Origin of the sequence: Pantoea sp. CFSAN033090, assembly GCF_001264395.1 — a bacterium.
Classification (GTDB): domain Bacteria; phylum Pseudomonadota; class Gammaproteobacteria; order Enterobacterales; family Enterobacteriaceae; genus Pantoea; species Pantoea agglomerans.
Map to the genome: position 1 here is coordinate 173272 of NZ_LGYX01000004.1, position 24580 is coordinate 197851.

At 56.4% G+C, this 24580-nt stretch carries 27 protein-coding genes; 16 read left to right on the forward strand and 11 right to left on the reverse strand.

Annotated elements, in window-relative coordinates:
- The first annotated feature begins 173 nt into the window (after nt 1-173).
- Nucleotides 174-539, forward strand: coding sequence for an inner membrane protein YbjM (gene ybjM, locus AFL22_RS04230; RefSeq protein ID WP_010254412.1), 366 nt, complete (start codon nt 174-176; stop codon nt 537-539).
- Between the two features lie 89 nt (nt 540-628).
- On the opposite strand, the gene AFL22_RS04235 is transcribed toward ybjM, so the two are convergent.
- Entirely contained in the window at nt 629-892 is a 264-nt protein-coding gene (locus AFL22_RS04235) for a GrxA family glutaredoxin (RefSeq protein ID WP_010254413.1), read from the reverse strand.
- A 255-nt stretch (nt 893-1147) separates the two neighbouring features.
- On the opposite strand from AFL22_RS04235, the gene AFL22_RS04240 reads away from it, so the two are divergent.
- The 10 genes from AFL22_RS04240 (at nt 1148) to rlmC (ending at nt 9970) form a co-directional block, all read left to right on the forward strand.
- On the forward strand, nt 1148-1399 hold the full coding sequence (locus AFL22_RS04240; RefSeq protein WP_010254414.1) for a DUF1418 family protein: 252 nt from the start codon (nt 1148-1150) through the stop codon (nt 1397-1399).
- Between the two features lie 16 nt (nt 1400-1415).
- A complete protein-coding gene (gene nfsA / locus AFL22_RS04245) occupies nt 1416-2138 on the forward strand; it encodes an oxygen-insensitive NADPH nitroreductase (protein ID WP_052270858.1) in 723 nt (240 codons plus the stop codon).
- 20 nt (nt 2139-2158) lie between these two features.
- On the forward strand, nt 2159-3061 hold the full coding sequence (gene rimK, locus AFL22_RS04250) for a 30S ribosomal protein S6--L-glutamate ligase (protein ID WP_052270859.1): 903 nt from the start codon (nt 2159-2161) through the stop codon (nt 3059-3061).
- An 87-nt stretch (nt 3062-3148) separates the two neighbouring features.
- On the forward strand, nt 3149-3628 hold the full coding sequence (locus AFL22_RS04255; protein WP_022625960.1) for a YbjN domain-containing protein: 480 nt from the start codon (nt 3149-3151) through the stop codon (nt 3626-3628).
- 387 nt (nt 3629-4015) lie between these two features.
- Nucleotides 4016-5125 (forward strand): spermidine/putrescine ABC transporter substrate-binding protein PotF, encoded by a 1110-nt coding sequence (gene potF / locus AFL22_RS04260; RefSeq protein ID WP_010254418.1) that lies wholly within the window; start codon nt 4016-4018, stop codon nt 5123-5125.
- A gap of 122 nt (nt 5126-5247) precedes the next feature.
- Nucleotides 5248-6381, forward strand: coding sequence for a putrescine ABC transporter ATP-binding subunit PotG (potG, locus tag AFL22_RS04265; RefSeq protein ID WP_010254420.1), 1134 nt, complete (start codon nt 5248-5250; stop codon nt 6379-6381).
- A 9-nt stretch (nt 6382-6390) separates the two neighbouring features.
- Nucleotides 6391-7353: a putrescine ABC transporter permease PotH gene (potH, locus tag AFL22_RS04270; RefSeq protein ID WP_010254421.1), complete on the forward strand. Its 963-nt coding sequence runs from the start codon at nt 6391-6393 to the stop codon at nt 7351-7353.
- A complete protein-coding gene (gene potI / locus AFL22_RS04275) occupies nt 7350-8195 on the forward strand; it encodes a putrescine ABC transporter permease PotI (protein ID WP_010254422.1) in 846 nt (281 codons plus the stop codon). The genes potH and potI overlap by 4 nt, the downstream gene beginning before the upstream one ends.
- 75 nt (nt 8196-8270) lie before the next feature.
- Nucleotides 8271-8738 (forward strand): YbjO family protein, encoded by a 468-nt coding sequence (locus AFL22_RS04280; protein ID WP_010254423.1) that lies wholly within the window; start codon nt 8271-8273, stop codon nt 8736-8738.
- A 41-nt stretch (nt 8739-8779) separates the two neighbouring features.
- On the forward strand, nt 8780-9970 hold the full coding sequence (rlmC, locus tag AFL22_RS04285; protein ID WP_052270860.1) for a 23S rRNA (uracil(747)-C(5))-methyltransferase RlmC: 1191 nt from the start codon (nt 8780-8782) through the stop codon (nt 9968-9970).
- Here rlmC and AFL22_RS04290 read toward each other — a convergent pair.
- The 6 genes from AFL22_RS04290 to AFL22_RS04315 all read right to left on the reverse strand — a co-directional run bounded on the left by AFL22_RS04290 (nt 9949) and on the right by AFL22_RS04315 (nt 14426).
- Complete coding sequence (locus AFL22_RS04290) at nt 9949-10680, reverse strand: arginine ABC transporter substrate-binding protein (protein ID WP_052270861.1); 732 nt, start codon at nt 10678-10680, stop codon at nt 9949-9951. The genes rlmC and AFL22_RS04290 overlap by 22 nt on opposite strands.
- 115 nt (nt 10681-10795) lie before the next feature.
- On the reverse strand, nt 10796-11464 hold the full coding sequence (gene artM / locus AFL22_RS04295) for an arginine ABC transporter permease ArtM (protein ID WP_031593159.1): 669 nt from the start codon (nt 11462-11464) through the stop codon (nt 10796-10798).
- Nucleotides 11464-12180, reverse strand: a complete 717-nt coding sequence (artQ, locus tag AFL22_RS04300) for an arginine ABC transporter permease ArtQ (RefSeq protein ID WP_010254430.1) — start codon at nt 12178-12180, stop codon at nt 11464-11466. The genes artM and artQ overlap by 1 nt, the downstream gene beginning before the upstream one ends.
- Nucleotides 12181-12186: 6 nt before the next feature.
- The gene (gene artJ, locus AFL22_RS04305; protein WP_022625956.1) at nt 12187-12918 is read right to left on the reverse strand and encodes an arginine ABC transporter substrate-binding protein; all 732 of its coding nucleotides are present in this window, start codon (nt 12916-12918) and stop codon (nt 12187-12189) included.
- Nucleotides 12919-12933: 15 nt separating this feature from the next.
- Entirely contained in the window at nt 12934-13662 is a 729-nt protein-coding gene (gene artP / locus AFL22_RS04310) for an arginine ABC transporter ATP-binding protein ArtP (protein WP_010254433.1), read from the reverse strand.
- A gap of 224 nt (nt 13663-13886) precedes the next feature.
- Complete coding sequence (locus AFL22_RS04315) at nt 13887-14426, reverse strand: lipoprotein (protein ID WP_010254434.1); 540 nt, start codon at nt 14424-14426, stop codon at nt 13887-13889.
- A 106-nt stretch (nt 14427-14532) separates the two neighbouring features.
- On the opposite strand from AFL22_RS04315, the gene AFL22_RS04320 reads away from it, so the two are divergent.
- Both AFL22_RS04320 and AFL22_RS04325 read left to right on the forward strand, forming a co-directional pair.
- Nucleotides 14533-14853, forward strand: coding sequence for a heavy metal-binding domain-containing protein (locus AFL22_RS04320; protein ID WP_003849304.1), 321 nt, complete (start codon nt 14533-14535; stop codon nt 14851-14853).
- Nucleotides 14850-15674 carry an N-acetylmuramoyl-L-alanine amidase gene (locus tag AFL22_RS04325; RefSeq protein ID WP_052270862.1) on the forward strand — a complete coding sequence of 275 codons (825 nt, stop codon included), beginning with the start codon at nt 14850-14852 and terminating at the stop codon, nt 15672-15674. Before AFL22_RS04320 ends, AFL22_RS04325 begins: the two co-directional genes overlap by 4 nt.
- A gap of 4 nt (nt 15675-15678) precedes the next feature.
- Here AFL22_RS04325 and ltaE read toward each other — a convergent pair whose 3' ends face one another.
- The 3 genes from ltaE to AFL22_RS04340 all read right to left on the reverse strand — a co-directional run bounded on the left by ltaE (nt 15679) and on the right by AFL22_RS04340 (nt 19502).
- Nucleotides 15679-16680, reverse strand: coding sequence for a low-specificity L-threonine aldolase (gene ltaE, locus AFL22_RS04330; protein WP_010254443.1), 1002 nt, complete (start codon nt 16678-16680; stop codon nt 15679-15681).
- Nucleotides 16681-16750: 70 nt separating this feature from the next.
- Entirely contained in the window at nt 16751-18472 is a 1722-nt protein-coding gene (gene poxB / locus AFL22_RS04335; RefSeq protein WP_033757117.1) for a ubiquinone-dependent pyruvate dehydrogenase, read from the reverse strand.
- 130 nt (nt 18473-18602) lie between these two features.
- The gene (locus tag AFL22_RS04340) at nt 18603-19502 is read right to left on the reverse strand and encodes a lysine exporter LysO family protein (RefSeq protein WP_010254448.1); all 900 of its coding nucleotides are present in this window, start codon (nt 19500-19502) and stop codon (nt 18603-18605) included.
- 132 nt (nt 19503-19634) lie between these two features.
- Between AFL22_RS04340 and AFL22_RS04345 the strand changes: the two genes are divergently transcribed.
- Complete coding sequence (locus tag AFL22_RS04345; RefSeq protein ID WP_052270863.1) at nt 19635-21272, forward strand: ATP-dependent endonuclease; 1638 nt, start codon at nt 19635-19637, stop codon at nt 21270-21272.
- A gap of 73 nt (nt 21273-21345) precedes the next feature.
- Here the strand turns inward: AFL22_RS04345 and cspD are convergent, their stop codons facing one another.
- On the reverse strand, nt 21346-21567 hold the full coding sequence (cspD, locus tag AFL22_RS04350) for a cold shock-like protein CspD (protein ID WP_010254451.1): 222 nt from the start codon (nt 21565-21567) through the stop codon (nt 21346-21348).
- Between the two features lie 316 nt (nt 21568-21883).
- Between cspD and clpS the strand changes: the two genes are divergently transcribed.
- Nucleotides 21884-22204, forward strand: a complete 321-nt coding sequence (clpS, locus tag AFL22_RS04355) for an ATP-dependent Clp protease adapter ClpS (protein WP_010254453.1) — start codon at nt 21884-21886, stop codon at nt 22202-22204.
- A 52-nt stretch (nt 22205-22256) separates the two neighbouring features.
- Nucleotides 22257-24533, forward strand: coding sequence for an ATP-dependent Clp protease ATP-binding subunit ClpA (clpA, locus tag AFL22_RS04360; protein WP_010254457.1), 2277 nt, complete (start codon nt 22257-22259; stop codon nt 24531-24533).
- The last annotated feature ends 47 nt before the right edge of the window (nt 24534-24580 follow it).

Here is a 24580-nt window from a genome sequence, read left to right on the forward strand (position 1 = left end):
CAGTACTGCAAATGGAACCTTTACCGCGGCGCTATTCTAATCACAAAAATCTTTCACAGCCATTGGCTGTTTTCATTCGTTGCCACAGCGAACTGTTTCTTTTTATTTCCATCTGAACGCATCAGGGTTATCAGCAGGTTATTGTCGGGGTTACTTTTAATCAGTGGGGTGGTATGCCGCAGCGTTCTTATCTCTGGACTACCCGCCTGTGCGGCGTGGTGTTGTACAGTCTGGTGTTTGTCTTTACCTGTCATTTCTGGCAGGTCGGTCCCGGCCCGCTTCGCGGTCAGCCCGAATTACTGCTCTTTATGTTGCCCGGTATCGTGATGGCATTGGTGCAGGTGGAAAGCCCGTTAAAAAGCACCCTGCTGATGGGGCTATGGGGAACGTTACTGGCAGCACTGCTGTTAAACAGCAGCCTGTTTATCCACAGCAACGCACTCTTTGTGGTCGCATGGAGCCTTAGCGCGCTGTTCTGGGCAGGCTGCGGGGCTTTGCTGGTGCGGTTGATGCAGATAGTGATGGCCTCACTCAATTAAACAGTGTTGGGCGATGGATGACCGGCAGAGCGCAAAAAAGGCGAGACAGGAAAATCCTGGCTCGCCTTTTTCATTCCGGCTATCAGCGCTTACGCGGCAAATCCCAGATTCTCTTTGGTCCAGGCCGCAAACTCGGTGTAGCCACCGATATGTTTTTCGTCGACGAAAATCTGTGGCACGGTGCTGACCGGTTTACCGGCGCTCGCTTCCAGGTCGGCTTTAGTAATGCCTTCTGCGTTAATATCGACATACTGGTAGCTAAAATCATCACGTTCAGCGGTTAGTTTGTCGGCCAGTTCATGGGCACGCACACAGTAGGGACAGCCCGGACGACCAAAAATAACAGCAATCATTGAGAACTCCTTGCAGCGACTATTATGTGATGTGTATCACACAATGAAACAGAGAATGGCAACCATGATGCCCGCTCGTATCGCTTAAGGAAAGCAGGATTTGCCTGTTAGTCTGATGCCCGCACGCTATCGCTGCCCGGTCAGGAAGCCTCTGAATCAGAGGATTTTTCGCGCCGTCAGCCCGTGTATCTCGCGCAATTTTTGGGTTGTTGACCATAATTGACGCTCAGTCAGCCGCTAAGGCAGGAGGATATCATGCAGAGTGTAGCCAGATTACCCCGGTTTGTGGTGGTGCTGGAGGCGGCTGGCGGCCTGTTAATCGTGGCCGCGCTGCTGCTGATCAACCACTGGCTTCCGCTGCCAGACAAGGCGGATGTAAAAACGCTGGCCACTGTGCTGTTTATTGCTGGCGTGGTTCTGATGCTGCCTGCTGCCTGGCTGTTAATGTGGCGCACCGCGAAAGCGATAGCACCACAGCTGTTTAATCAAACTGACAAAAAAAGATAATATTGCTGGAGACTTTATGACACCGACCATTGATTTACTGTGCAGCCATCGTTCAATCCGCGCCTTTACTGACCAGCCGGTCAGCGAAACACAGCGTGAAGCGATTATTACTGCGGCGCAATCGGCGTCCACATCCAGTTTTTTACAGTGTTCTTCCATTATCCGTATCACCGACAAAGCCCTGCGCGACAAGCTGGTGACGCTGACGGGCGGACAGACCTGGGTCGCTGATGCACCTGAGTTCTGGATCTTCTGCGCTGACTTTAATCGCCACCTGCAGATTTGCCCTGATGCGCAGCTGGGTCGTGCCGAGCAGTTGCTGCTGGGCTGCGTCGATACCGCGCTGATGGGGCAGAATGCCATGGTCGCGGCGGAATCGCTGGATCTGGGCGGCGTCTTTATCGGCGGAATCCGTAACAACATCGCGGAAGTGACAGAACTGCTGGGCCTGCCGAAATTTGTCCTGCCGCTGTTTGGTTTTTGCCTGGGTCACCCGGAGTCAAAGCCGGACGTCAAACCGCGTATGCCGCATGCGATGCTGGTGCATGAGAACCGCTATCAGCCGCTGGATCCGGCGGTGCTGGCCGAATACGATAGCCGCACAGAACTCTATTATCAGCAGCGCGGCAGCAACCAGCGTAGCGAAACCTGGAGTGAGCTGATCCAGCGCCTGATCATTAAAGAGACGCGTCCGTTTATGCTCGATTATCTGCATCAGCAGGGCTGGGCCACGCGTTAAGCCAGTAAGGGAGAGCAGCGATGAAGATAGCTATCCTGTCACGTGATGAGACGCTCTACTCCAGTCGGCGACTGCGTGAGGAGGCCGCCGCACGCGGCCACCAGGTCCGGATCCTCGATCCGCTCTCCTGCTATATGAATATTAATCCCGCCTCACCGGCGGTTCACTACTGTGGTGAACCGCTGGGCCATTTTGATGCGGTTATCCCGCGCATCGGCAACCCTATTACCTTTTATGGCACGGCCGTGCTGCGACAGTTTGAGATGTGCGGCAGCTATCCACTGAATGAGTCCTCCGCCATTACCCGCACCCGTGACAAATTGCGCTCGCTGCAGCTGCTGGCACGGGAAGGCATCGACATGCCGGTCACCGGCTTTGCCTCCTCACCCGATGACACCGCTGATCTGATCGCCCTGGTCGGCGGTGCGCCGCTGGTGGTCAAGCTGGTGGAAGGCACCCAGGGCATTGGCGTGGTGCTGGCGGAAACGCGGCAGGCGGCAGAAAGCGTTATCGATGCCTTTCGCGGCCTGAATGCTCATATTCTGGTGCAGGAGTTTATTAAAGAAGCGCAGGGTCGTGATGTTCGCTGTCTGGTGATTGGCAATCAGGTGGTGGCAGCGATTGAGCGGGTGGCGAAAGAGGGCGACTTCCGCTCTAATCTGCATCGCGGCGGCAAAGCTTATCCCGTCGTCATTACGCAACAGGAGCGCCAGATCGCCGTGAAAGCGGCGGCTACGCTCGGGCTGGAAGTGGCGGGCGTCGATATTCTGCGCGCCCATCGCGGCCCGCTGGTGATGGAAGTTAACGCCTCGCCCGGTCTTGAAGGCATTGAAACCAGCAGTGACCTTAACATCGCCGCCCTGATGATCGCGCGGATTGAGCAGCAGGCCATCCCCGGGCTCCGTCCTAAAACCGCTGGCTGACACGCGCTTTTCAGCGGTTTTCATGGCATCGTCGCGCATTTTTCCGTAAGCTAAGTCGCCTGTTTATCACCCCACTGGGATTTTACGATGGATTCTCTTGTCGTTCCGGATATCGACCTGCTGCGTCGCTGGCTGGATCAGCAAAATATCACCTGGTTCGAATGCGATGCCTGTCAGGCACTTCATCTGCCGCACATGCAAAACTTCGATGGGGTGTTTGACGCCAAAATCGATCTGGTCGACAACGTCATTCTGTTTTCGGCGCTGGCTGAAGTGAAGCCGACGGCGCTGATTCCACTGGTTGGCGATTTGTCGCAGATCAATGCCAGTTCGCTGACGGTGAAAGCATTTATCGACATTCAGGATGATAATCTGCCGAAACTCATTGTCTGTCAGTCAATGATTACCACCGCCGGGTTAACCTTTGGTCAGTTCTCGCACTTTATGAAACAGAGTGAAGAGCAGATCTCGATGGTGATCCTGGAAGCCTTTGCCAACAATCTGTTGATTGTGGGCGAAGAAGAAGAGCACGTTCCGGTGACCAGCGTTCATTCTGTGCTGCACTAAGCCCGACATGGTCACACATTAAGCCGTCCCTGAGACGGCTTTTTTATGCCCGCCATCCGCTGCCGCGATAATTTTTTATTCTGCATTTTGCCCTTTAACGCCAGATATTAGTCGTGGTTTATGCCATCAAAGCCGAACCTCATAGCTCAAACATGCATAAAATATCGCTTTCAGGCGTTTTTTACGCTGGGGTCTGGTGAAGCCTGACCGGGGGGGCTATGCTTGCGGGGCTGTAACAGGCGCGTAACTGCGCCTCAGCTATAGGTTTTTGCTATTAAACTCCCGCTGAATAATGATTCATTGTGTCACTGACGTCTTGTACAGAACGCAATGCAGGGATCTCTGGTTTGCAGCGTTGTAATGACCCGCTCAGGAGGATGGAAAAATATGTTCAACTCACGTCAGAAATGGCTGTCAGCTGTGGTAGCTGCTGCGCTGATGGCCGCATCGGCCAGCAGCATGGCGGAAGATAAAACGCTGCACGTCTACAACTGGTCCGATTATATTTCGCCAGATACCGTGCCGAACTTTGAAAAGCAGTCCGGCATCAAAGTGGTCTACGATGTGTTTGACTCCAACGAAGTCCTGGAAGGCAAACTGATGGCGGGCAGCACCGGCTATGATGTGGTGGTGCCATCCTCCAGCTTCCTGGCGCGTCAGCTGCAGTCCGGGGTATTCCAGCCGCTGGATAAGAGCAAACTGCCTAACTACAAAAACCTCGATCCGGCGCTGATGGAGAAAGTGGCGCAGCACGATCCGGGTAATAAATATGCCATTCCCTATCTGTGGGGCACCACCGGTATCGGCTACAACGTCGACAAGGTCAAGGCCGCACTGGGCGCCGATGCGCCGGTCAACAGCTGGGATCTGGTGCTGAAGCCGGAAAACCTGGAGAAGCTGAAAAGCTGCGGCGTCTCCTTCCTGGATGCCCCAGAAGAGATTTTCGCCACGGTGCTCAACTACCTGGGCAAAGATCCCAATACCTCTGATGCCAAAGAGTATTCCGGCGCGGCCACTGACCTGCTGCTGAAACTGCGTCCGAATATCCGCTACTTCCATTCGTCGCAGTACATCAACGATCTGGCCAACGGTAATATCTGCGTCGCCATTGGCTGGTCGGGTGATATTCTGCAGGCGAAAAACCGTGCTGATGCGGCGAAAAATGGCGTGCATCTGGGCTACAGCGTACCGAAAGAGGGCGCACTGGCCTTCTTCGATATGATGGCGATCCCGAAAGATGCGAAAAACCTCGATGGTGCTTACGCCTGGCTGAACTACATCATGGATCCGAAAGTGATCGCCGATGTCTCCAACAAAATGAACTACGCCAACGGCAACAAAGCGTCGCTGCCGCTGATCAATGCCGACGTCCGCAACAACCCGGGTATCTTCCCGACGCCAGAAGCGATGTCGAAATTGTTTGTGCTGAAAGTCCAGGATCCTAAACTGGATCGTGTGCGTACGCGCGCATGGACTAAAGTAAAAAGTGGTAAGTAATTCGTCCTTAACGGATTGACCTGTCATGTATCAGCAACAGAGGCGCGGTGTCGGCCTCTGTTGTGCCATTTTTAGCGGCAAATTTTGTCGCCATGTTCCGCCTGGCTCCGGAGAGAACCTTTGTGAACGATGCCATTCCCCGTCCTCAAAATAAAACCGCAAAGGCGTTAACGCCACTGCTGGAAATTCGCAATCTGACCAAATCCTTTGACGGGCAACACGCCGTGGATGATGTCAGCCTGACAATTTATAAAGGTGAGATCTTTGCCCTGCTGGGCGCATCGGGCTGTGGTAAATCAACGCTGCTGCGCATGCTGGCCGGTTTTGAGCCGCCAACCAGCGGGCAGATTGTGCTGGATGGCCAGGATCTGTCCCACGTTGCTCCCTATCAGCGCCCGATCAACATGATGTTCCAGTCCTACGCGCTGTTTCCCCACATGACGGTGGAGCAGAATATCGCCTTTGGTCTGAAACAGGATCGGCTGCCGAAAGGGGAGATCACCAGCCGGGTAGCAGAGATGCTGGCGCTGGTGCATATGCAGGAGTTTGCTAAACGCAAACCGCACCAGCTCTCCGGTGGTCAGCGTCAGCGTGTGGCGCTGGCCCGCAGCCTGGCGAAACGGCCGAAACTGCTGCTGCTGGATGAGCCGATGGGGGCACTGGACAAGAAGCTGCGCGACAGGATGCAGCTGGAAGTGGTCGATATTCTGGAGCGTGTTGGCGCCACCTGTGTGATGGTGACGCACGATCAGGAAGAGGCGATGACCATGGCGGGCCGTATCGCGATTATGAATCGCGGCAAGTTCGTACAGATTGGTGAACCGGAGGAGATCTACGAGCATCCTACCAGCCGCTACAGCGCGGAATTTATCGGTTCGGTTAACGTTTTCGAAGGCTTACTGCGTGAACGTCAGGCGGATGGCCTGGTGATTGACAGTCCCGGCCTGATGCATCCGCTGAAAGTCGACTCCGATGTCTCAGTGGTGGATAACGTTCCGGTCCATGTCGCACTGCGTCCGGAAAAAGTGATGTTGTGCGATGAGGTGCCTGCCGATGGCTGTAACTTTGCGGTGGGTGAAGTGGTCCACATCGCTTATCTCGGCGACCTTTCTATCTTCCATGTCCGTCTGCACAGCGGACAGATGATCAGCGCACAGTTGCAAAACGCACATCGCTACCGCAAAGGGTTGCCGACCTGGGGTGATGAAGTCCGCCTCTGCTGGGAATGCGACAGCTGCGTGGTGTTGACGGTTTAAGGAGCGGCTATGAGCCAGATTTTCCAACGCGCTAAAGCGCCTGCCCGACTGGTCGGCACGCCGCTGCAACGCTGGGCCACGCGGATAAAAATGCAGCATGGCCGCAAGCTGGTGATCGCCTTGCCTTATGTCTGGCTGGTGCTGTTGTTTCTGCTGCCGTTTCTGACGGTGCTGAAGATCAGCTTCGCGGACATTGCGCGTGCGATTCCCCCCTACACCGAGCTGGTGAGCTGGGCTGATGACCAGTTCAGCATTGTGCTCAATTTCGGCAACTACCTGACGCTGACCGACGATCCGCTCTACGTCGATGCCTATCTGCAATCGCTGAAAGTGGCGGCGATCTCCACGGTGATCTGTCTGCTGATTGGCTACCCGCTCGCGTGGGCCGTGGCGCACAGCAAGCCATCCATGCGCACCATTCTGCTGCTGCTGGTGATCCTGCCGTCGTGGACCTCATTTCTGGTCCGCGTCTACGCCTGGATGGGGCTGCTTAACAACAACGGTATTCTGAACCGGTTCCTGCTGTGGCTGGGGGTGATCGATCATCCGCTGGTGATCCTCTACACCAATACAGCGGTCTATATCGGTATCGTCTACTGCTATCTGCCGTTTATGGTGCTGCCAATCTACACCGCGCTGACCCGCATTGATTACTCGCTGGTGGAAGCCTCACTGGATCTGGGTGCGCGTCCGCTGAAGACCTTTTTCAGCGTGATTGTCCCGCTGACAAAAGGGGGCATTATCGCCGGATCGATGCTGGTGTTTATCCCGGCGGTGGGGGAGTACGTGATCCCTGAACTGCTGGGTGGCCCGGACAGCATCATGATTGGCCGTATCCTGTGGCAGGAGTTCTTTAACAACCGTGACTGGCCGGTGGCCTCCGCGCTGGCGGTTATCATTCTGTTGATCCTGATTCTGCCGATCATCTGGTTCCACAAGCATCAAAACCGTGAAATGGGAGAGAAGGCATGAATAATTTGCCAACCATTCGCTCACCCTGGCGTACCGGTATTCTGGTCTGCTGCTTCCTGTTCCTCTATGCGCCGATGCTGCTGCTGGTGGTTTACTCCTTCAACAGCTCACCGCTGGTGACGGTGTGGGAGAGCTTCTCGTTCCACTGGTACAGGGTGCTCTTCCAGGACAGCGCGATGATTGACGCCGTGCTGCTGAGTCTGAGCATTGCCGGTCTCTCCGCCACCATGGCGGTGGTGCTGGGCACGCTGGCGGCGGTGATTATCGTGCGCTTTGGTCGCTTCCGCGGCCACAACGGTTTTGCCTTTATGCTGACCGCGCCGCTGGTGATGCCCGACGTCATCACCGGACTGTCGCTGCTGCTGCTGTTTGTGGCAATGGGCAACGCCTTTGGCTGGCCGAGCGAACGCGGCATGCTGACCATCTGGCTGGCCCACGTCACCTTCTGTACCGCCTATGTGGCCGTGGTGATTAACTCGCGTCTGCGTGAGCTGGACCGCTCCATCGAAGAGGCGGCGATGGATTTAGGCGCAACGCCGCTGAAGGTCTTTTTTGTGATTACCGTGCCCATGATTGCACCGGCTATTGTGACCGGCTGGCTGCTGGCGTTTACCCTGTCACTCGACGATCTGGTGATTGCCAGCTTTGTGACCGGGCCGGGTGCCACCACATTGCCGATGGCGATCTTCGCCACCGTGCGACGCGGCGTTAACCCGGAAATCAATGCGCTGGCTTCATTGATCCTGTTTGTGGTCGGTTTAGTGGGTTTTATCGCCTGGCGGGTGATGGCACACGAAGAAAAACAACGTTTAAGCGATATTCAGAAAGCTAAACGTGGCTGAAATCCGTAACCTTTGCCACTATATGAACGGGCCGGTCTGACCGGCCCGTTTTTCGATCAGGTGGAGTCACGGACTATGTCAGAAATCTTCAAAAGCAGTGCCACGCTTTCAATCGCGCCGGTTCCGGTGACGGTTGCGGGCATTGCTATTATTGCGACCCGCTGCCTGAGCGTCCTGATGCTGGCAAACGAGCTGGGTTACAGTGAACTCGCCAATTTTGTTCACCGCAGCGCCCAGTCCTGGGACGCGACACTCATCTTTGTCGCCAGCCAGTTGATCTTCCTGTTCGAACTGCGCTGCGCCTTTACCCTGATGCGCGGCAGTAACCGTGGACGCTGGGGCTATGTGGCGACGCAGGTGATTGTGCTCAGCTATATGCTGGTCGCCTCGCTGGGCTGGATCTACCCCGAGATTTTCAGCATTGATGGCGACAACAACGTCCAGATTATCCACCATACCCTGTCGCAGAAAATCCCCGATCTGCTGGTGCTCCTGCTGCTGTTTCTGCCTGCCAGCAGCCGCGCTTTTTTCAGGAAGCGATGATACAATCGCGCTCCGCCCGACCCGATCGTTAAGGCTTTACCATGCACTGCGCGCTTTATGACGCTAACCGTTGCCGCTCCTGTCAGTGGCTGGAAAAACCCTATCCCACTCAGCTGAACGACAAACAGTCGCTGCTGGAACAGTTACTGGCTGAGCAGCCGGTCGCTGCCTGGTTGCCGCCGGTCACCTCACCGCAGCAGGCATTTCGTAATAAAGCCAAAATGGTGGTGAGTGGCAGCGTAGAGCGTCCGGTGCTGGGATTAATCCATCGTGATGGTGAAGCTGTGGATCTGTGCGATTGTCCGCTCTATCCCGCCAGCTTCCAGCCGGTTTTTGCTGCACTTAAGCCCTTTATCGCCCGTGCCGGACTGACGCCCTATAACGTGGCGCGCAAACGCGGCGAACTCAAATTCCTGCTGATAACCGAAAGCCAGCAGGGCGGCGTGATGCTGCGCTTTGTCCTGCGTTCAACCGCGAAACTGGAACAGCTGCGCGCCGCATTGCCGTGGCTGCAACAGCAACTGCCGCAGCTGGCGGTGATCTCTGCCAATATTCAGCCGGTGCATATGGCGATTCTGGAAGGGGAAGAGGAGATTGCGCTGACGCCCGCGCAGTCGCTGGCAGAGAACTTCAACGGCGTGCCGCTGTGGATCCGCCCGCAAAGCTTCTTCCAGACCAACCCGCAGGTTGCCAGCGCACTCTATGCCACCGCGCGCGACTGGGTCAGGGCGCTGCCGGTCAACAGCATGTGGGATCTCTTCTGCGGCGTAGGCGGTTTTGGTCTGCACTGCGCGACAGCGGAGATGGAACTGACGGGCATTGAGATCAGCGCCGAGGCGATAAAATGCGCCCAACGTTCCGCTGAGATGCTGGGGCTGGAAAAAGTGCAGTTTGCGGCGCTGGATTCTACGGCGTTTGCGACCGGACGCGATGCGGTGCCGCAGCTGGTGCTGGTTAATCCGCCGCGTCGTGGGATTGGTGAGGCGCTGTGCGACTATCTCAGCCAGATGGCCCCGGATTATCTGCTATATTCAAGCTGTAATCCGCAGACCATGGCGCAGGATATTGCCCGACTGAGTACCTATGAGGTGACGAAGGTGCAACTGTTCGATATGTTTCCCCACACCGCCCATTTTGAAGTGCTGACGCTGTTAACCCGCCGTCAGCACGAGTCCGGGAAAGCATCGTCAGAGGTAGCCTCAGCCGGTAATCACTCCGGGAACCACTTCTGATTAAGCTGCTGCCAGCTGCCGTTGGCTTTCAGTTCGTTCAGTGCCTGATTGAACTGATCGCGAAGCGCCGTATTGCCTTTACGCACGGCAATGCCGAGACCGGTGCCAAAGTAGTCCGCATCCGTAACATGTTCACCGACAGTGGCGAGATCCGCATTGGTCTTCAGCCACTGATTCACCACCGCGCTGTCGCCAAATACGCCATCCAGCCGGCCACTCTTCATATCCAGAATCGCATTCTGATAGCTGTCATAGGCCACCACTTTCACTTCCGGATGCTTATCCTGCAGGTACTTCTGGTGAGTGGTGCCGTTTTCCACGCCAATGCGCTTGCCCTTAAGCTCAGCTAAGCTGCTGAACTGGCCTTTACGGGCAATTACGATGGCGGAATTAGCGTAATAAGGCTGGGTAAAATCGACCTGCTTGCTGCGCTCAGTGGTGATATCCATGCCGGAAATCACTGCGTCATAGCGGCGGAACTTCAGTGACGGGATCAGGCTGTCGAAGGCATTGTTGGTAAAGGTACACTCCGCTTTCATCTGCTGGCACAGCGCTTTAGCCAGATCGATATCGAATCCCACCAGGTTATTTTCCCGATCCAGGGATTCAAACGGCGGATAAGTCGCTGAAGCGGCGAAGCGAATCTTTTCCGCTGCCTGGGCGGTAAGTGCCAGTGAAGCCAGCGCAGCGGCAACAATCCATTTTTTCATTTTATGATTCCTGTGATGTGGTCAGCCAGAGAAGGCGATACCCTGCCATAAAATGCATTTTTATGCAATTAGTGTGATTTTTCAGGCGAAAAGGGCGAGGAGCCTCGCCCGGATATCAGTTACGTCGTTCGAAGGCCAGAGCGCGCTTTTCGATCAGCCGCATCATCAGCGTCAGCAAACCGTTAACGCAGAGATAAACCAGACCCGCCGCGGCATAGACCGTGATGTCGTAGGTGCGGCCATAGAGCAACTGGCCGTGGCCCATGACTTCCATCAGGGTGATGGTGTAGGCCAGCGAGGTGCCTTTGAACACCAGCACCACCTCATTGGAGTAGGAGGAGAGGGCGCGTTTAAATGCATACGGAAGCAGAATGCGCAGGGTATCTTTGCGGCTCATGCCGAGCGCGGCACACGATTGCCACTGTCCCGAAGGAATCGCACGCACCGCACCGTAAAACAGCTGCGTGGTGTAAGCCGCGCTGTTCAGCGACAGCGCCAGCATCGCGCACAGCCAGGGCTGCGACAGTAAATGCCACAGCCAGGGGATCTGCTGGATCGAGGGAAACTGTCCCGGACCGTAATAGATCAGGAAGATCTGCACCAGCAGCGGTGTGCCGGTAAACAGTGTAATAAAGCCTTTGACCAGCGGGTTGAACACCGGCGTTTTCAGCGACAGCACCACGGTGAAGAGCAGCGCCAGCAGCAGGGCCACGACCAGCGAGGCTGCCGTCAGCGTCAGGCTGGTATGCAACCCTTTCAGGAGTTCAGGCAGATAGGCCAGCATTAGCTGTTCCCCCGTTCAAAGCGGGTGGTGCGCAGTTCGATGCGGCGTAACACCGCCTGGCTGAACAGCGTGATCACTAAGTAGATAGCGGCCGCCACCAGGAACCAGGTAAACGGCTCCTGCGTGCGGGTGGCAATACTTTTGGTTTGCAGCATCAGATCGTTGACGCTAATCAGCGAGACCAGCGCGGTATCTTTCAGCAGCACCAGCCACTGATTGCCCAGACCGGGCAGGGCGTGACGCCACATCTGCGGCATAATCAGCCGGAGAAAGATGGCCGATTTTTTCATGCCCAGCGCCTGACCCGACTCCCACTGACCCATTGGCACCGCTTTCAGCGCGCCGCGCAGCGTCTGCGAGGCGTAGGCGGCATAGAGCATCGCCAGCGCAATCACACCGCACAGGAACGGACTGACGTCGAAGTTTTCAATTTCAACCTGAATCGGTAACTGAAACAGGCCGAAATTCAGGGTGAAGCCGTCAGAGAGGGTGAGCAGCAGCTGGGAGGCGCCAAAATAGATAAACAGCACCACCAGAATTTCCGGCAGGCCACGGATCAGCGTCACCAGGCCGGTGCCAATCCACGCCAGCGGTTTCAGGCGCAGTGACTCCCAGCCAGCGAAAATCATCGCCAGCACCAGGCCAGCGATGAGAGCACAAACAGCAAGGCCGACGGTCATGCCGGCGGCGCTTGCGAGGGTCATCATTTCATTCATCAGAGATTACTGCTGGAACCATTTGCTGTAGATGGTTTTGTACGTGCCGTCTGCTTTGATCTTATCCAGCGCGCCATTGAACTTGGTTTGCAGATCGGTGTTACCGGTACGTACCGCAATGCCCAGGCCGGTACCAAAGTAGGCTTTGTCCGTGACTTTCTCACCAACGGCAGCCAGCGCGGCATTCTGCTTCAGCCACTCATTGACGACTGCGGTGTCACCGAACACAGCATCAATACGGCCATTTTTCAGATCCAGCACCGCATTCTGATAGCTGTCGTAAGGAACGGTGGTGATCTCGCTGTGTTTCTCAGTCAGGTATTTCTGATGCGTGGTGCCGTTCTGGACGCCAACCCGCTTGCCTTTCAGCGCTTCCACGCTGGCGACTTTGCCTTTCTGGGCAACAAACAGCGCGGAGTTGTCGTAGTAAGGCTTGGTGAACAGGACCTGTTTTTCACGATCTGGTGTGATATCCATGCCCGCCATCACCGCATCAAAACGACGGAATTTCAGGCTCGGGATCAGGCTGTCGAACGCCTGATTGGTGAAGGTGCAGGTCGCATCAATCTCTTTACACAGCGCATTGGCCAGATCGACATCAAAGCCCTGAATCTTGTTGTCCGCATCCACAAACTCAAAAGGAGGATAAGAGGCTTCGGTCGCAAAACGAATCGTCTGAGCCGCCGTAGCGCTCAGGCTAAAACCAGCAAGCAGTGCAGCAAGTACCATTTTTTTCATTTTTAGCATCCTGACTTAGTGCGAAAGATAGTGAGCAAACGCCTCGGTTTGCGGCTGTGTAAAGCGGCTGGCATCGCCCTGTTCCACAATGTGACCGTTCTCCATATAGACGACGCGGCTGGCCGTTTTACGTGCCACCTCCACTTCATGGGTCACAATCACCTGGGTAATGCGGGTCTGGGCCAGTTCGCGAATGATACTGACAATCTGTGCGGTAATTTCAGGGTCCAGCGCGGCAGTCGGCTCATCGAACAGCAGCACCTGCGGCTCCATCATCAGCGCGCGGGCAATCGCCACACGCTGCTGCTGACCACCGGAGAGATGCAGCGGAAAGCGATCGCTGTAGGGCGTCAGGCGCAGCCGGTCAAGCAGCTTGTCGGCGCGGGCGCGGGCGTCACTTTTGCTGAGGCCCAGTACCCGGCAGGGCGCTTCAATCAGATTCTGCAGCACGGTAAGGTGCGGCCAGAGGTTGTACTGCTGAAACACCATACCGACGTTCTGACGCAGTTCGCGAATCGCAGCATCGGAGGGTTTCTGGCTGAAGTCGAACTGATTACCGGCAATCTGTAACTGACCTGAACGGGGTTGCTCCAGCAGGTTAAGCACCCGCAGCAGCGAACTCTTACCCGCACCGCTGGGACCCAGCAGTACCAGGGTCTCGCCTTGCGGACACTCAAGGTTAATGTCAAACAGCGCCTGATGAGCACCGTAGAAGCAGTTTATTGCGTTTAGTTGAATACTCATGCGCCAGATTTGAATAGCTATTAGTGTCGCGGATTTTAACGTCACCAGAATAGTTATGCAAATAAGGTGGGTTAAAATTTGTAAAACAGCAGGCTAACCGCAAAAGCTTAGCACAATATCATGCACTGCCTGGGGGCAGCGCGCTGCAGCGGGACGAGCGGCGGAAATAAAAAAAGCGCAGCGCCCGGGGGCGACTGCGCTTCTCTGAACGGTTAAGCCTGAGGTTATTTTTTCGATTTCTCAAGCATCTGGCTCAGGCTGCCACCCTCTGCATGCGCAGGGTTGGCCATGTAGCGCACATCATCCACCACCCAGCAACTGCCCTGATGGATCATCAGCACTTCATCCTGCCACTGCTTGCCGTCGCGGCTCAGGTCGACCCGCAGCGGGATGTTGCGTGCATCGCGGTTCGGAATGGTGGAAGCATCAGCAACGCTGGCGGCGGTCGGACCCTGTGACAGGCTGGAGAAGAGATCGCCATTGCGCCACTGTGCGCCTGCATTGCTGCCGCTGGCCGCCTGCAATGAGTGGTACAGCGCATCACTCAGGTAAGGGCGATATTTTGCCAGGGTGTTGCTGTCGGGCAGACCCTGCGTAGGCTGTTCGATACGCAGGTCGTAAAACTGCTGGGCCACCTGGTCAGGACCGCCTTCAATGCACGGTGCGGTACGTGGGCCATTATCCTTAATCACTGGCTCAACGGTGGTACAGGCGCTGAGCAGCAGGGCCGCCGGGATCATTAGCGCAAACGCGTTGTTTCTCATCTCGATTTCCTTATGGTTCTCTGGCAAGGTGCCCTTTTTAGCATAGAGTATAGCCGTGCTTTTTAGTCGAAAGAGCCTTAGCCCGGTTTTCAACAAGGAGAATGCGATGAAATTTTCAACAACCCCCACGCTGGAAGGTCACAGCATCAGCGAATATTGTGGCGTCGTCACCGGTGAAGCGATTCTGGGTGCCAACATCTTCCGTGACTTTTTCGCTGGCATCCGTGATGTGGTCGGTGGCCGCTCCGGTGCTTACGAGAAAGAGCTGCGTAAAGCGCGAGAGATCGCGTTTGAAGAGCTGGAGGAGCAGGCAAAAGCGCTGGGCGCCAACGCCGTGGTCGGTATCGATATTGACTACGAAACGGTCGGCAAAGATGGCAGCATGCTGATGGTAAGCGTCAGCGGCACGGCGGTGATCATTCGTTGAAACGGTGGCTGTGGCTGATACTGACGCTGCTGCTGGCGGGCTGCCAGTCCGGGATAGAATCCCGTGACGGCTACTGGGCCGATCTGCGGCATCCGGCGCAGGGCGCGCGACCGCGGGTGAAGGTGATAGTGATCCACTACACCGCCGAAGATTTTTCTTCGTCGCTGGCGACCCTGACCGATAGGGAAGTCAGCGCCCACTATCTGATCCCCCGCCAGCCGCCACAGCGCGCCGGGAAAGGCGTTATCTGGCAACTGGTGCCGGAGCAGCAGCTCGCCTGGCATGCCGGTCCAAGCTTCTGGCGCGGAGCCAGCCGCATCAATGACACATCGATTGGTATCGAACTGGTGAACCAGGGTTATCGCCGGACCCTGACAGGTCTTGAATGGCAGCCATTTACCGCTGCGCAGATCACCACGCTGGAGGCGCTGCTGCGCGATATTGCACAGCGCTACGGCATCGCACCGGAAAATATTGTCGGTCACAGTGATATCGCGCCGCAGCGTAAGCAGGATCCCGGCCCACTCTTTCCGTGGCATCAGCTGGCCCAGCGCGGAATGGGTGCCTGGCCCGATGCCGGACGAGTGCAGTTTCATTTAGCGGGTCAGGATCCGCACACGGTGGTACCCGTGGAGCCACTACTGGAACGTTTACAGCGCTATGGCTATCCGGTGACGGCAGAGATGAGCGCGCGTGAACAGCAGAGGGTAATCGCCGCGTTTCAGATGCATTTCCGGCCTGCGGATTATCGCGGGCAGCCCGATGCAGAAACCGCCGCGATAGCCGCCGCGCTACTGGATAAATATGGCGCGGCGCAATAGCGGATTATTGGTGTAAAAACGCCTTCCAGTGGGCGACGACCTGCGCCAGTGCCGCGCGATCAGCATCCAGATGGGTGACCAGACGGGTGCGGGTTCCTGCGCTGATTAACACCCCGCGCGCCTTCATCCACTCACCTAATGGTTTGACCTGGGCTTCCGGCACCGCCACAAACAGCATGTTGGTCTGCTGATCGATGACCTGAACGCCCAGCTCATGCAACTGCTGTCCCAGCCAGGCGGCATTGTCATGATCCTCCTGCAGCCGCGCCACGTTGTGTTCTAACGCATAGAGACCCGCCGCCGCCAGAATACCGGCCTGGCGCATGCCGCCGCCGGTCATTTTACGCCAGCGACGTGCGCGCTCAATCAGCGCCGTGTCGCCACACAGCAGAGAACCGACAGGCGTGCCCAGGCCTTTAGAGAGACAGATGGTCAGGGTGTCGCAGTAGCGGGCAATCGCCGCCAGCGTGGTCTGCTGCGCGACTACCGCATTGAAAATGCGTGCGCCATCAATGTGCAGCGCCAGCTGGTGCTCGCGGGTAAAAGTCCACGCCTGTTCCAGATACGCCAGCGGCAGGACTTTACCGTGATGCGTGTTCTCCAGACTCAGCAGACGGGTGCGGGCAAAGTGAATATCGTCCGGCTTGATGGCGGCCGCTACTACGTCGAGCGGCAGCGTACCATCGTCGGCGGCCAGAATCGGCTGTGGCTGAATACTGCCCAGTACTGCCGCGCCGCCCGCCTCATATTTGTAGTTGTGCGCCTGCTGACCCACGATATATTCATCGCCGCGTTCGCAATGGCTGAGTAGCGCCACCAGATTCGCCTGGGTGCCGGTCGGGAAAAACAGCGCCGCTGCTTTGCCGCTCAGCCGTGCGGCTTCCGCCTCCAGCGCATTTACGGTGGGGTCGTCACGGTAGACGTCATCACCGGTTTCGGCAGACATCATCGCGCTTAACATGGCGGCGCTGGGCCGGGTTACGGTATCACTGCGTAAATCGATCACCCTATGCTCCTGAACGTGGCGGAAGAAAAAAAAAGGCGGGCATCGCGCCCGCCTGGATGGAGTCTCTGTTTTACCGCAGCCAGTTGGTTTTCGCCAGTTCTACCACCTCATCACCGCGACCATTCATAATGGCGCGCAGCATGTAGAGACTGAAGCCTTTAGCCTGCTCCATTTTGATCTCGGGCGGCATCGCCAGTTCCTCTTTGGCGGTAATGACATCCACCAGCACCGGGCCATCGTGGGCAAACGCCTGCTCCAGCGCGCCATTGAGATCAGATGCCTTTTCCACTCGGATGCCCCGGATACCGCAGGCCTCGGCGATAGCGGCAAAGTCAGGATTCTCCAGCTCGGTGCCATCGGTGAGATAGCCACCCGCTTTCATTTCCATCGCCACAAAGCCCAGCACGCTGTTGTTGAAAATCACCAGTTTGACCGGCATTTTCAGTTGCGCCAGCGAGATAAAATCCCCCATCAGCATGCTGAAGCCGCCGTCGCCACACAGTGCCACCACCTGACGATTGCGATCAATCGACTGCGCGCCCAGCGCCTGTGGCATCGCGTTCGCCATTGAGCCGTGGTTAAACGAACCCAGCAGGCGACGTCTGCCGTTCATCTTCAGATAGCGCGCCGCCCAGACGGTCGGTGTCCCGACATCGCAGGTAAAGATGGCGTCATCACTGGCGTAGTGGCTGATCTGCTGTGCCAGATATTGCGGATGGATCGGCTGCTTGTCGTTGGGCTGCGCCAGTTCGTCCAGACTTTTGCGCGCCTCGACATAGTGCTTAACCGCGCTGTCGAGGTGGCTGCGATCGCTTTTGTGCGTCAGTTGCGGCAGCAGCGCCTGCAGTGTGCTTTTCACATCGCCGACATAGGCCTGATCGACGTGACAATGTGACCCAAGGCTGCCCGGATTGATGTCGATCTGGATGATTTTAGCCTTTTCCGGATAGAAGGCGCGATAGGGGAACTGCGTGCCCAGCAACACCAGCGTCCCGGCATTCATCATGGCGTGGAAACCGGATGAGAAACCGATCAGTCCGGTCATGCCGACATCATAAGGGTTGTCATATTCGATGTGTTCTTTGCCGCGCAGCGCATGGACGATAGGGGCTTTCAGCGCTTCTGCCAGCGCCACCACCTCCTGATGCGCTCCGGCGCAGCCACTGCCGCACAGCAGCGTAATATCGCTGGCTTCGTTCAGCGTCTGCGCCAGCTGCGCCAGTTCGGCGGGCTGTGGCAGGACCTGCGGCAACTGTGGCGGATACCATTCCGCGCTGGCGCTCTCTGGTGCCAGTTTAAGCGCGACATCCCCAGGCAGCACCACCACCGAGACACCACGATTCAGAATCGCTTTACGCATCGCGATGCCCAGCACCTGCGGGAGCTGCTCAGGGTTCGAAACCAGTTCGCAGTAGTGGCTGCATTCGCGGAACAGCTCCTGCGGATGGGTTTCCTGAAAATAGCCGCTGCCGATTTCGCTGGAGGGAATATGTGCCGCAATCGCCAGAACAGGAACGCGGTTACGATGGCAATCGAATAGACCGTTGATCAGATGTAAGTTGCCTGGCCCACAGGAGCCGGCGCAGACCGCCAGTTCACCGCTGATGTGCGCTTCCGCGCCCGCTGCGAATGCGGCGACTTCTTCATGGCGCGTCGGCATCCATTCAATGGTGCCCATGCGATTAAGACTGTCGCTCAGGCCGTTAAGGGAATCCCCGGTGACGCCCCAGATGCGTTTTACGCCCGCGCTTTCCAGCGTTTTGGCGACCAGCGCCGCGACGGTTTGTTTCATGCTCTTCTCCTTTGTCGGCCCGCCCTGAAGAGTGACGTGACCAGAACCGAAAAAAGAAGCGTAGACGACACGGCAGAAAAGCAGGCGTGAAAAAATGCGCTGGCAGAGCTCAGCGCATATCAGACAGGATTCAGGCGGAGAAGAGGGCGATAAGAATCGGGGCCAGCAGGCTCATCACAAAGCCGTGCACAATGGCGGCCGGGACGATCTCATTGCCGCCCGCCCGCTGCAGCACCGGCAGGGTAAAGTCCATTGAAGTGGCGCCACACAGGCCCAGTGCGCTGGAGCGATGACGGCCAATCAACGCCGGAATGAGCATGATTGCCACCAGTTCACGTATCAGGTCGTTGAAGAAGGCGGCGCTGCCGATGACCGGACCAAAAGCTTCGGTCATCAGAATGCCGGAGAGAGAGTACCAGCCAAAACCGCTGGCTAACGCCAGACCGGTTTTCAGCGGCACACCCAGCAGCAACGCCGCAATCATGCCGCCGATAAGCGCGCTGACCAGCACTACGCTGGCAACCAGCAGGCCACGACGGTTCAGGATAATCTGACGCAGCGTCATGCCGCTGCCGCGCAGCTGAATGCCCACCAGAAACAGCAGGAAGATCAGCGCATATTCGCTGGCCGTCGAGGCGTGTTGCAGCAGTGGCCACTGGGTCAGACCAAGCAGAAAACCGATGACAACCACGCCGCACAGCTTCAGAGAATCCAGCGCCATATGCAGCCGCGAGGGCAGTTTCTCCTGCCGGTGCGCATGCTGCCAGGGGGCATATTTTTCCAGCCCGCGCAGCGCCAGCAGGTTGCACAGCAGAATGCAGAAGGCCGCTACCAGCGCGGTGTGAAATACCGCCAGCAGATTGCTGCTCAGGTTGTCGAGAAAGGCCAGGCTGATGCCCATAAAGAACAGAATGACGTAAACCATCCAGCCCAGCAGCTGATTGACCCGGCGCAGGGTTGAAGTTTGACGGAACGGTAGCAGCCAGCCGGCGATCAGCGGCAGAAGAATAATCAGGAGTCCGGAGTACATAGCGATAAGGGCCATCCATGGTGGAAGAGGCCACACGCTAGCGAAAAAGCGTAACGGAGTAAACCCTGAGAAAGCGGCTTGACCGGCTCGCTGGCGGCAACCATGCTGTTTATAAACTGAGGATGGACGCCTATGATTCTGGAACATATCGACATTCGCGGTTTCCGCGGCATCAATAAGCTCTCACTGCCTTTAACCCAGACCAATCTGCTGATTGGTGAGAACGCCTGGGGCAAATCCAGTCTGCTGGATGCCCTGAGCCTGTTACTTTCGCCCCATGAACCGGCCTATGTTTTTACCGAGGCTGATTTCCATTTCACCCCAGGCGATGTGACCGATGCGATGCGCCGTCTGTCGGTGGTGTTCCACTTTCGCGATGACGGCAACGACCCGGATGCGGTGCTCTCAACCTTCTGGCAGCGTGATGCTCAGGGCCAGCGTCAGCTCTGTTACAGCGTCAGCGCCACCTGGCGTGACAGCGGTATCGAAACCCGCCGCCGTTTTGTTGACCTGAACTATCAGCTGTTGCCTGAGCAGAACTGCGCGGCGGCCATCGATCTTTTGCTGAAACGGTATCCGGTTCTGCGATTGCGCGATGCGCGTTTCAGTAAGCGGACGCGGAGTAGTGCGCCGCTCCCCACCGCACATCCTGAGCTACTGGCGGGTATGGAGACGCTGGCGCGCGATCTGGAGCACCATCCGCAACAGCTCAGTGATGAGGTGCTGCGGCAGGGGCTGAAGACGATGCAGCAACTGATGCAGCACTACTTCCTGGTGCAGCCGCCCGATGCGGGCAACGAGGTCAGGCTACGGGACCCGCAGACGCGCGAGGGGGGACAGGGATGGCGGGCGCTGGATCACCTGAATCAGCTGATTGCCGGAACCGACTCCCGCAGCCGTCAGCTGATACTGCTGCAGATGTTTACCCTACTGATTGAGGCACGAGGAGACGTCCCGCTGGCCGCTGGTGCACGCCCGCTGCTGCTGATTGAAGATCCGGAAACCCGGCTGCATCCGATTATGCTGTCGGTAGCATGGAATCTGCTGAGGCTGCTGCCGCTGCAAAAAATCGCCACCACTAATTCGCCGGAGCTGCTGTCGCAGGTGCCGGTGGAAAACGTCTGTCGTCTGGTGCGTGGACCCTCGCGCGTAGCGGCCTGGCGCATCGGTCCAGAGGGACTGAGTGCCGAAGAGAGCCGGCGCATCGGCTTCCATATTCGGGTCAACCGGCCTGCTGCGCTGTTCGCCCGTTGCTGGCTGCTGGTGGAGGGAGAAACCGAAGTCTGGATCATGAATGAGCTGGCGCAGCAGTGCGGTTACAACTTCGCCGCTGAAGGCGTGAAGGTGATTGAGTTTGCGCAGTCGGGGTTAAAACCGCTACTGAAGTTTGCCCGGCGCATGGGTATCGCCTGGCATGTCCTGACTGACGGTGATCAGGCGGGGAATAAATATGCCAGTACGGCACGCACTCAGTTACAGCCGGGTGAACCGGAGCCGCGTTTTCTGACGCAGTTACCGGCGCTGGATATGGAAAATTTTCTCTATCAGCACGGCTTTCAGGATGTCTATCATCAGATGGCGCACCTGCCGTTAAACGTTCCGATGAGTTCCAGGCGTATTATTACTAAAGCGATTCACCAGAGCTCCAAGCCGGAACTGGCGATCGCAGTGGCTACGTCGGCGGCGGAACGCGGGTCAGAGGCCATCCCGCCATTGATGCGGCAGATGTTTGCCCGGGTGATTGGACTGGCGCAGGGCCAGGCAGATTAGGTGACATCGAACAGGAAAATGCCAGCGGCACTGGCTGGCATTTTTGGGTCTTTGTTCAGAAAGGCGATATGTGTCAGGCCACAGCCTGCACCTCGACCGGCACGATCAGGCTGGCGTGATTGCCTTTCGGGCCTTCGTGGACATCGAACTGAACCTGCTGGCCTGCCTTAAGCGTGCGGTAGCCTTCCATCTGAATGGTGGAGTAGTGCGCAAAAATATCTTCGCCACCGCCAATCGGACAGATAAAGCCAAAGCCTTTGGAATTGTTGAACCATTTAACTGTGCCCGTCTCCATGCTTTTACTTCCCTCGCAAGACATTTTATAAGTAGGTGAGGTCATCGAAGCTGTGAGTCGGATTTGATTAAAACTCAATCAGCCTGTGCAGCTAGAATGTAGAGAAAGCGCGGCTGACGTCAAGCAAACCACCGGGCCAGGTGGGGAAAAAATCATCAAAATTTGAGGCAGTTAACGCTATTGCAAATTTTGTGATGCAGGTCGCGCAGGGGAATTTCTGAATAAATTTTCAGCAGCGGCATGCGGCTTGACAGGCATGTTAAACTCTCAATATGTAGCTACTTAAAGGCTAAAAGCAAAATCTCAACGGAACACTATGGCAAACGCAAACGACTGGCTTAACTTTGAACATCTGGCCGACGATAAAGTACGTGAAGGGTTAAAGCCGCCTTCTATGTATAAAGTCATTCTGAATAATGACGATTATACACCTATGGAATTTGTTATTGACGTTGTACAAAAGTTCTTTTCTTATGATGTTGAACGTGCAACGCAGCTGATGTTGAAAGTTCACTATCACGGCAAGGCGATCTGTGGTGTATTTACTGCAGAAGTCGCCGAAACAAAAGCGGCCCAGGTGAACAACTATGCACGGGAAAATCATCATCCGTTGCTGTGTACGCTGGAAAAGGCCTGAACCCGTCTCCATATAGGAAACAGGTAAGGGCGATAATTGGGGGAGGTGCCTAATGCTCAATCAAGAACTGGAACTCAGTTTAAATATGGCTTTCGCCAGAGCGCGTGAGCACCGTCATGAGTTTATGACCGTCGAGCATCTGTTACTGGCGTTGCTCAGTAACCCGTCGGCCAGAGAGGCACTGGAAGCCTGTACGGTGGACATTGTGGCTCTGCGGCAGGAACTCGAAGCCTTCATCGAACAAACTACGCCCGTGCTGCCTGCCAGCGAAGAGGAGCGTGATACACAACCCACGCTTAGCTTCCAGCGCGTCCTGCAGCGTGCGGTTTTCCATGTCCAGTCATCCGGTCGCAGCGAAGTCTCCGGTGCGAATGTGCTGGTCGCCATTTTCAGCGAGCAGGAGTCGCAAGCGGCTTATCTGCTACGCAAACATGAAGTGAGCCGCCTTGATGTGGTGAACTTCATCTCTCACGGTACGCGTAAAGATGAGTCCGGCCAGGCGCCAGGCGCAGAAAATCCGGTTAACGAAGAGCAAGCAGGCGGGGAGGAGCGTATGGAAAACTTCACCACCAATCTTAATCAGCTTGCTCGCGTCGGTGGTATTGATCCACTGATTGGTCGCGATAAAGAGCTGGAACGTACCGTTCAGGTGCTATGCCGTCGCCGTAAAAATAACCCGCTGCTGGTGGGTGAGTCGGGTGTGGGTAAAACCGCCATTGCTGAAGGTCTCGCCTGGCGCATAGAGCAGGGCGATGTACCGGAAGTGATGAAAGACTGCACGATCTACTCGCTGGATATCGGTTCGTTATTAGCCGGCACCAAGTACCGTGGTGACTTTGAAAAACGTTTCAAAGCGCTGCTGAAGCAGCTGGAGCAGGACGAACACAGCATTCTGTTTATCGATGAGATCCATACCATCATCGGTGCGGGTGCTGCATCCGGCGGCCAGGTCGATGCTGCGAACCTGATCAAACCTCTTCTTTCCTCTGGCAAGATTCGGGTGATGGGTTCCACCACCTATCAGGAATTCAGCAACATCTTTGAAAAAGATCGTGCCCTGGCACGTCGCTTCCAGAAGATCGATATCACGGAGCCTTCACCAGAAGAGACCGTGCAGATCCTGAATGGCCTGAAGACCAAGTACGAAGCGCATCACGATGTGCGCTATACCGCGAAAGCGGTGCGCGCAGCCGTGGAACTGGCGGTGAAATATATCAACGACCGTCATCTGCCTGATAAGGCGATTGATGTGATTGATGAAGCGGGTGCGCGTGCGCGCCTGATGCCAGCCAGTAAGCGCAAGAAAACCATCAACGTCTCTGACATTGAAACGGTGGTGGCCCGTATTGCCCGTATTCCTGAGCAAAGCGTGTCAGCAAGCGACCGCGATACGCTGAAAAATCTGGGCGATCGTCTGAAGATGCTGGTGTTTGGCCAGGACAACGCCATTGAGGCGCTGACGGAAGCGATCAAAATGAGCCGTGCAGGTCTGGGTCAGGATCGTAAGCCGGTCGGTTCCTTCCTGTTTGCCGGGCCTACCGGTGTTGGTAAAACGGAAGTCACCGTGCAGCTGGCGAAAGCGCTGGGCATTGAGCTGCTGCGCTTTGATATGTCCGAGTATATGGAGCGTCACACCGTCAGCCGTTTGATTGGTGCGCCTCCGGGTTACGTCGGTTTTGATCAGGGCGGCCTGCTGACGGATGCAGTGATTAAGCATCCTCATGCGGTGGTGTTGCTGGATGAGATAGAGAAAGCACACCCGGATGTCTTCAACCTGCTGCTGCAGGTGATGGATAACGGTATGCTGACCGACAACAACGGTCGCAAAGCGGACTTCCGCAACGTGGTGCTGGTCATGACCACTAACGCCGGTGTCCGCGAGACTGAACGTAAGTCGATTGGCCTGATTCATCAGGACAACAGCACCGATGCCATGGAAGAGATCAAAAAGATGTTTTCTCCAGAGTTTCGTAACCGTCTCGACAACATTATCTGGTTCAGTCACCTGTCACCAGAGGTGATCCATCAGGTGGTCGACAAGTTCATTGTCGAGTTGCAGGCGCAGCTGGATGCCAAAGGCGTGTCGCTGGAAGTCAGCGATGAAGCACGCGACTGGCTTGCTGAGAAAGGCTACGACAAAGCGATGGGCGCTCGTCCGATGGCGCGCACCGTGCAGGACAGCCTGAAGAAACCGTTAGCCAATGAATTGCTGTTTGGTTCGCTGGTGGATGGCGGCTCGGTGTCAGTGGCGCTGGATCGTGAGAAAGGTGAACTGACCTATCACTTCCTGAGTGCTGAAAAACGCAAAACCGAAGGCACTGTTCATTAATCACCTGCTGCAGATATGAAAAAGGCCGGATTAAAATCCGGCCTTTT

Bases quoted from the DNA above. Each gene is read 5' to 3' on its own strand.
- ybjM (WP_010254412.1), top strand. From the start codon at position 174: ATGCCGCAGCGTTCTTATCTCTGGACTACCCGCCTGTGCGGCGTGGTG.
- AFL22_RS04235 (WP_010254413.1), bottom strand. From the start codon at position 892: ATGATTGCTGTTATTTTTGGTCGTCCGGGCTGTCCCTACTGTGTGCGT.
- AFL22_RS04240 (WP_010254414.1), top strand. From the start codon at position 1,148: ATGCAGAGTGTAGCCAGATTACCCCGGTTTGTGGTGGTGCTGGAGGCG.
- nfsA (WP_052270858.1), top strand. From the start codon at position 1,416: ATGACACCGACCATTGATTTACTGTGCAGCCATCGTTCAATCCGCGCC.
- rimK (WP_052270859.1), top strand. From the start codon at position 2,159: ATGAAGATAGCTATCCTGTCACGTGATGAGACGCTCTACTCCAGTCGG.
- AFL22_RS04255 (WP_022625960.1), top strand. From the start codon at position 3,149: ATGGATTCTCTTGTCGTTCCGGATATCGACCTGCTGCGTCGCTGGCTG.
- potF (WP_010254418.1), top strand. From the start codon at position 4,016: ATGTTCAACTCACGTCAGAAATGGCTGTCAGCTGTGGTAGCTGCTGCG.
- potH (WP_010254421.1), top strand. From the start codon at position 6,391: ATGAGCCAGATTTTCCAACGCGCTAAAGCGCCTGCCCGACTGGTCGGC.
- potI (WP_010254422.1), top strand. From the start codon at position 7,350: ATGAATAATTTGCCAACCATTCGCTCACCCTGGCGTACCGGTATTCTG.
- AFL22_RS04280 (WP_010254423.1), top strand. From the start codon at position 8,271: ATGTCAGAAATCTTCAAAAGCAGTGCCACGCTTTCAATCGCGCCGGTT.
- rlmC (WP_052270860.1), top strand. From the start codon at position 8,780: ATGCACTGCGCGCTTTATGACGCTAACCGTTGCCGCTCCTGTCAGTGG.
- AFL22_RS04290 (WP_052270861.1), bottom strand. From the start codon at position 10,680: ATGAAAAAATGGATTGTTGCCGCTGCGCTGGCTTCACTGGCACTTACC.
- artM (WP_031593159.1), bottom strand. From the start codon at position 11,464: ATGCTGGCCTATCTGCCTGAACTCCTGAAAGGGTTGCATACCAGCCTG.
- artQ (WP_010254430.1), bottom strand. From the start codon at position 12,180: ATGAATGAAATGATGACCCTCGCAAGCGCCGCCGGCATGACCGTCGGC.
- artJ (WP_022625956.1), bottom strand. From the start codon at position 12,918: ATGAAAAAAATGGTACTTGCTGCACTGCTTGCTGGTTTTAGCCTGAGC.
- artP (WP_010254433.1), bottom strand. From the start codon at position 13,662: ATGAGTATTCAACTAAACGCAATAAACTGCTTCTACGGTGCTCATCAG.
- AFL22_RS04315 (WP_010254434.1), bottom strand. From the start codon at position 14,426: ATGAGAAACAACGCGTTTGCGCTAATGATCCCGGCGGCCCTGCTGCTC.
- AFL22_RS04320 (WP_003849304.1), top strand. From the start codon at position 14,533: ATGAAATTTTCAACAACCCCCACGCTGGAAGGTCACAGCATCAGCGAA.
- poxB (WP_033757117.1), bottom strand. From the start codon at position 18,472: ATGAAACAAACCGTCGCGGCGCTGGTCGCCAAAACGCTGGAAAGCGCG.
- AFL22_RS04340 (WP_010254448.1), bottom strand. From the start codon at position 19,502: ATGTACTCCGGACTCCTGATTATTCTTCTGCCGCTGATCGCCGGCTGG.
- AFL22_RS04345 (WP_052270863.1), top strand. From the start codon at position 19,635: ATGATTCTGGAACATATCGACATTCGCGGTTTCCGCGGCATCAATAAG.
- cspD (WP_010254451.1), bottom strand. From the start codon at position 21,567: ATGGAGACGGGCACAGTTAAATGGTTCAACAATTCCAAAGGCTTTGGC.
- clpS (WP_010254453.1), top strand. From the start codon at position 21,884: ATGGCAAACGCAAACGACTGGCTTAACTTTGAACATCTGGCCGACGAT.
- clpA (WP_010254457.1), top strand. From the start codon at position 22,257: ATGCTCAATCAAGAACTGGAACTCAGTTTAAATATGGCTTTCGCCAGA.